Genomic DNA, 6,059 nt, shown 5'->3' with positions numbered 1-6,059 from the left:
ACCTTGGACGGGTCCTTGCCCGAGAAGGCGCCGCCGCCGTGACGGGCCATGCCGCCGTACGTGTCGATGATGATCTTGCGGCCGGTCAGACCGGCGTCGCCCATCGGGCCGCCGATCTCGAAGCGCCCGGTCGGGTTGACCAGGAGGCGGTAGCCCTCGGTGTCCAGCTTGATGCCGTCCTCGACGAGCTGCGCCAGCACGTACTCCACGACGAACTCGCGGATGTCCGGGGCGAGCAGCGAGTCCAGGTCGATGTCCGCCGCGTGCTGCGAGGACACCACGACCGTGTCGAGGCGGACGGCCTTGTCACCGTCGTACTCGATGGTGACCTGGGTCTTGCCGTCGGGACGCAGGTACGGGATGGTCCCGTTCTTGCGGACCTCGGAAAGGCGCTTGGACAGGCGGTGCGCGATGTGGATCGGGAGCGGCATCAGCTCCGGGGTCTCGTCGCAGGCGTAGCCGAACATCAGGCCCTGGTCGCCCGCACCCTGCTTGTCGAGCTCGTCCTCGTCGCCCTCGACGCGCTTCTCGTACGCGGTGTCGACACCCTGCGCGATGTCCGGGGACTGCGCGCCGATGGACACCGACACGCCGCACGAGGCGCCGTCGAAGCCCTTCTTCGAGGAGTCGTAGCCGATCTCAAGGATCTTGTCGCGGACGAGCTGCGCGATCGGCGCGTACGCCTTCGTCGTCACCTCGCCGGCGATGTGGACGAGACCGGTGGTGATGAGGGTCTCCACGGCGACGCGCGAGGTGGGGTCCTCGGTGAGGAGCGCGTCGAGGATGGTGTCGCTGATCTGGTCAGCGATCTTGTCGGGGTGACCCTCGGTCACAGACTCCGAGGTGAACAGGCGACGGGACACAACGCTCCCTGGGGTTGCAGCGGCTGCTGGCTGAATCTATTGGCGGAACCACACCGGGGGCTGCGCCCGATCACGTTCCGAATGCAGTTTATCGGTCGCCACCGTTCGCCGGACCACCCGTCTCGCCCAATGGAAGCCGTGTGACCTGCGACACTCCATTCTTGCGCACGGAGTTGCCCGCGGAAAGGGCCATCGCTCAGGCGTGTCGGGATGCGAGGCGCAGGGCGACCTGATCCCAAATCACCTCTGCGAGCACTTCCTTCGGACCGTAGGGGACGGGCACCTCTTCCCCAGTGGACGACAGGATGACAGCCTCGTTCTCCTCGGAACCGAAGGTCTTCGTCTCGCCGACCTCGTTCACGACGAGAAGATCACATCCTTTGCGGAGGAGCTTCGCACGTCCGTTCGCGAGCACGTCGTCGGTCTCCGCGGCGAAGCCCACGACGACCTGGCCTTCTCTGGCCCGGTCCACGGAAATCTCGGCGAGGATGTCCGGATTGCGCACGAGAATGACCGGTGCGGGCTCCTGCCCGTCCTTTTTCTTGATCTTTCCGCCCGCATATTCGGACGGCCGGAAGTCGGCCACCGCCGCGGCCATCACCACGACGTCGGCGTCCGCCGCTGCCTTGAGCACGGCCTCGCGCAGCTGCACGGCGGTGCCCACCCGTACGACGTCCGCCCCGGCCGGATCGGCGAGCGCGGCATTGGCGGAGACCAAGGTCACCCTGGCCCCGCGCGCCACGGCGGTACGGGCCAGCGCGTAGCCCTGCTTGCCGGAGGAGCGGTTGCCGAGGAAGCGGACCGGGTCCAGCGGCTCGCGCGTACCGCCCGCGCTGATCACCACGTGGCGCCCGGTGAGGTCGGGCTCGGCCGCCCCGCGGGCGAGACCGTTCCTTCTCAAGACGGCGCGGCAGACCTCGAAGATCTCCTCCGGGTCGGGCAGCCGCCCCTTGCCGGTGTCCTTGCCGGTGAGCCGCCCGACCGCGGGCTCGATGACCACGGCGCCGCGCCGGCGCAGCGTGGCCACGTTCTCCTGGGTGGCCGGGTGCTCCCACATCTCGGTGTGCATCGCGGGTGCGAACACCACGGGGCAGCGGGCGGTGAGCAGTGTGTTGGTGAGCAGGTCGTCGGCGAGCCCGTGGGCGGCCTTGGCCAGCATGTCGGCGGTGGCCGGGGCGACGACGACGAGATCGGCGGACTGCCCGATGCGCACGTGCGGCACCTCGTGGACGGACTCCCAGACCTCGGTGGAGGCCGGATTCCCGGAGAGGGCGGCCCAGGTGGCCTCGCCGATGAAGTTCAGCGACGCCGCCGTCGGCACCACGCGCACGTCGTGCCCGGACTCGGTCAGCCGGCGCAGCAGCTCGCAGGCCTTGTACGCGGCGATCCCGCCGCTGACTCCGAGTACGACCTTCGGCTTACCCGCCACCACACACGCCCCTTCGGCTGATCCCCGTACGCGGACCCGTACGCCCACGACACCTATGACACCTATGACACACCACAGGCCCGGCAGATGGTCTGCCGGGCCTGTAGTGAAAGGAAAACGTGCTTACTGAGCCGGGGCCTCGATGGCCTCGGCGGTCAGCAGACCCGCGTTGATCTCGCGCAGCGCGATCGAAAGCGGCTTCTCGTGGACGTGGGTGTCCACCAGCGGGCCGACGTACTCAAGCAGGCCCTCGCCGAGCTGAGAGTAGTACGCGTTGATCTGACGGGCACGCTTGGCCGCGTAGATCACGAGGCTGTACTTCGAGTCCGTGGCCTCGAGCAGCTCGTCGATCGGCGGGTTGATGATGCCCTCGGGCGCAGTAATGGAAGAGGACACGCTCTACCTTCCGAAGATGGGTGAAAAATCAAACGCTGATCGATGGAACATCGATCAGCGATCAAACGACATTCATCAACGTTAGCAGCTCGCGCGCCACGTCCTCGACCGAGGTGTTGACCAGGGTGGTGTCGAACTCGGACTCGGCAGCCAGTTCGATCTTGGCGGCGCCGAGGCGGCGCTCGACCACCTCCGGCGATTCGGTACCCCGGCCGGTGAGCCTGCGGACCAGCTCGTCCCAGCTCGGAGGTGCCAGGAAGACCAGCTGGGCCTCGGCCATGGACTCGCGCACGAGCCGTGCGCCCTGGAGGTCGATCTCCAGCAGGACCGGCTCGCCGTTCTCCAGGCGTTCCAGCACCGCGCCGCGTGGTGTGCCGTAGCGGTTGCCCGCGAACTCGGCCCACTCCAGCAGCTCGCCATTGGCGATCAGCTTGTCGAACTCGTCGTCGTTGACGAAGAAGTAGTGGACTCCGTGCCGTTCACCGGGCCGCGGCTTGCGGGTGGTGGCCGACACCGAGAGCCAGACCTCGGGGTGAACCTTGCGCATATGCGCGACGACCGTGCTCTTGCCGACCCCCGAAGGGCCGGAGAGCACGGTCAGCCGCGGACGAACCTCTGCTGCCATAGAGCGATTATCCAGCTTCTCGGGACTGCCTGAGAACGCCGGGAGAACTTCAGGCGACGCGTCAGCCGGCAGGAGTGCCGAACTCACGCTCCAGAGAGGCGATCTGGTTGGAACCGAGACCTCGGACACGCCGGGACTCGGAGATGCCGAGGCGCTCCATGATCTGCTTGGCGCGCACCTTGCCCACGCCAGGCAGGGACTCCAGGAGTGCGGAGACCTTCATCTTGCCGATGACGTCATTCTCCTGGCCGTTCTTGATGACCTCTTGGAGCGAGGCGCCGGAGTGCTTGAGTCGATTCTTCACCTCGGCCCGCTCCCGGCGAGCCGCGGCGGCCTTTTCGAGCGCTGCTGCGCGCTGTTCAGGGGTAAGGGGCGGAAGAGCCACGCCTACGTCACCTCGGATGTCGAACTGTCGGATACGGACCGGTGAGATGCCGGAAGGCACCACACCAGGCGAGTTCCCGAACAGCGGTTGTGCTCGATCGCTGCTCGTTCACTCTGGTCGGAGACTAGCGGCCATGACCGCTCCAGTCAGCGAGAACGGACGAAAAGTCCTGGTCAGCCTCCACTGAACCGTACATCACGGACAAACTACCCCGGTTTTGTCCGGTGAAAGACGTTCGATTTTCGTCAGGCAGTGCGATGAGCCAGCCCGACGGCCTCCTCGAACGCCCCTATTCCGCGTACGGCGAGTGCCGAACGCAGGTCGTCGCGGATCCGAAGGGGCGCGGACGGATCGTTGAACAGCACCGTCCCGACGGCCACGCCCGAAGCTCCGGCGAGGACGAATTCGAGCGCGTCCCGGCCGGAGGCGATCCCGCCCATGCCGAGGATGGGGACCCGCCGTACGCCGCCGGCCAACATCGCCCCGTAGACCTGGTGCACGCAGCGCACGGCGACGGGCCGGATCGCGGGTCCGGAAAGGCCGCCGGTGACCCCCGCGAGGGCGGGGCGCATCGTGTCGGTGTCGATGGCCATCCCGAGGACGGTGTTGATCATCGAGAGCCCGTCGGCGCCCGCCTCCGTACAGGCGGCCGCGATGTCCGTGACGCGGGTCACGTCGGGGGTCAGCTTGGCGTACACGGGCAGCGCCGGATCGGCCGCCGCCTTGACCGCCGCGACCACCTCGAAGGAGGCGTCGGCGTCGCAGGCGAAGACGAGCCCGCGGGTGGCGACGTTGGGGCAGGAGATGTTGGCCTCGATGCCGACCACCCCGGGCTGCCCGGTCAGCCGGGCCGCGGCCGCCGCGAACTCCTCCGGGTGCTCCCCCGCGACCGATACGAGGACACGCGCCCCGGTCCCGGCCAGCCAGGGCAGCTCGTGCTCGACGAAGTGGTCGATGCCGGAGCCCTGGAGGCCGATGGAGTTCAGCATCCCGCTGGGGGTCTCCGCCGTCCGGGGAGTGGCGCGGCCGGAGCGGACGTAGGGCATCACCGTCTTGGTGGTGATGGTGCCGAGCTCGCCGAGGGGGGTGAACCGGTGCAGCTCACGGCCGTAGCCGGCGCAGCCGGAGGCGGTGGAGACGGGGTTGGGGAGGGTGACGTGGGCACCGAGGGGTGCCGACATGTCGACGTCATCGGGCGCGAGTGGCATCGGGGGCTGGGGCGTCGGGACCGCGCTCATCGGCAGGCCTCCTTCGGGGTCATCGCGCCGGCGCCTTCGAGATCGGGCGGGAGGGTTCCGGCCTGCTCCCAGCGAACGGTGGAGCCGTCGAAAACGGGGCCGGATGTGCAGGAGCGAAGGAAACGGGTCACGCCGTCGGAGCCGGTGACGGGCAGGACGCAGCTCATGCAGATCCCGATCCCGCAGGCCATGACCTCCTCGACGGCGGTGTGGCTGGCCGCGCCGGCGGCGGTGGCGATCTCCGTGACGGCCTTCAGCATGCCCATCGGGCCGCAGGAGTGGACCTCGGTGGCCCCGATCGCGGCGATGGCCTCGCGGAGCGGGCCCGTGACCCGGCCCCTGCGGCCGGCCGACCCGTCGTCGGTGACCACGTACACGTGGTCGGCGAGGGCCTTGGCCCGCTCGACCCCGAACAGCCGGTCCCCGGTGGCGGCGCCGAGCACGAAGGCGACCCGGCCGCCGCGGCCGCGGATCTCCTCGGCGAGGCCGAACATCGGGGCGCTGCCGTAGCCCCCGGCGACCAGGACCGCGGCGGTCGGGCCGTCGGGGAGGGGGAAGGGGGTGCCGAGGGGGGCGATGAGGTCGACGGTGTCCCCGGGCCGGTGCGCGGCCAGCGCCCTGGTCCCCCGGCCGGCTTCGGCGAAGACGAACTCGACGGTGCCTTTGGCGGGGTCGGCGCGGTGGATGGAGAAGGCTCGGCGGAGCAGGGTGGCGGAGTCGCGGCCGCCGATGGCCAGGGCGCCGAAGTGGCCGGGGCGGGCCCCTGACACCCCCGGGGCGTCCAGGACGAGGTGGTGGTACGCCCCGACGGGGGTGATCCGCCGGATGGTGGCGGTGGTCTGTACGGGTGGCACGCGGGGCGCTCCGTCCGGGGTAGGGGGCGTAACCCCCCGCCCCATGCTCGCCCCGCCTTTGCCCGCAGGGCACCGGTCCGAAGCCCTGTCCCTCCGGGTCATAGGCCCTTGGCCCGGCCGGCCCGTGCTGCGGGGTTGCCGCTGCGCGGAGCGGTCCCCTACCCGCCCTTCCACCGTTCCCTGGGCTCCGCCCAGACCCGCGCCTCAAACGCCGGCGAGGCTGGATGTATCCAGCCCCTCCGGCGTTTGAGGAGCAGGGGTCCGGGGGC

At 69.5% G+C, this 6,059-nt stretch carries 7 protein-coding genes; all 7 read right to left on the bottom strand.

Translation table 11 applies throughout. The features are described 5' to 3' along the window. Positions 1 to 863: methionine adenosyltransferase (gene metK / locus ACFXDJ_RS35725; protein ID WP_384851280.1), on the bottom strand; the 863-nt coding region annotated here is incomplete at its 3' end. A 196-nt stretch (positions 864 to 1,059) separates the two neighbouring features. Further along, entirely contained in the window at positions 1,060 to 2,292 is a 1,233-nt protein-coding gene (gene coaBC, locus ACFXDJ_RS35720) for a bifunctional phosphopantothenoylcysteine decarboxylase/phosphopantothenate--cysteine ligase CoaBC (RefSeq protein ID WP_384659223.1), read from the bottom strand. 123 nt (positions 2,293 to 2,415) lie between these two features. Further along, a complete protein-coding gene (rpoZ, locus tag ACFXDJ_RS35715) occupies positions 2,416 to 2,688 on the bottom strand; it encodes a DNA-directed RNA polymerase subunit omega (protein WP_215032941.1) in 273 nt (90 codons plus the stop codon). 61 nt (positions 2,689 to 2,749) lie between these two features. Further along, complete coding sequence (gene gmk / locus ACFXDJ_RS35710) at positions 2,750 to 3,313, bottom strand: guanylate kinase (protein ID WP_384659227.1); 564 nt, start codon at positions 3,311 to 3,313, stop codon at positions 2,750 to 2,752. A 61-nt stretch (positions 3,314 to 3,374) separates the two neighbouring features. Next, a complete protein-coding gene (locus tag ACFXDJ_RS35705) occupies positions 3,375 to 3,698 on the bottom strand; it encodes an integration host factor (protein ID WP_384659230.1) in 324 nt (107 codons plus the stop codon). A gap of 245 nt (positions 3,699 to 3,943) precedes the next feature. Further along, positions 3,944 to 4,936 (bottom strand): dihydroorotate dehydrogenase, encoded by a 993-nt coding sequence (locus ACFXDJ_RS35700; RefSeq protein WP_384659232.1) that lies wholly within the window; start codon positions 4,934 to 4,936, stop codon positions 3,944 to 3,946. Then, complete coding sequence (locus tag ACFXDJ_RS35695) at positions 4,933 to 5,790, bottom strand: dihydroorotate dehydrogenase electron transfer subunit (protein ID WP_384659235.1); 858 nt, start codon at positions 5,788 to 5,790, stop codon at positions 4,933 to 4,935. The genes ACFXDJ_RS35700 and ACFXDJ_RS35695 overlap by 4 nt, the downstream gene beginning before the upstream one ends. Between the last annotated feature and the right edge of the window lie 269 nt (positions 5,791 to 6,059).

The organism is Streptomyces sp. NPDC059443, assembly GCF_042750105.1.
GTDB lineage: Bacteria > Actinomycetota > Actinomycetes > Streptomycetales > Streptomycetaceae > Streptomyces.
This window is presented reverse-complemented; position numbering and strand designations above follow the sequence as displayed.

Coding starts and splice junctions, on each gene's coding strand:
- gmk (WP_384659227.1), bottom strand. CDS start 3,313: ATGGCAGCAGAGGTTCGTCCGCGGCTGACCGTGCTCTCCGGCCCTTCG.
- ACFXDJ_RS35700 (WP_384659232.1), bottom strand. CDS start 4,936: ATGAGCGCGGTCCCGACGCCCCAGCCCCCGATGCCACTCGCGCCCGAT.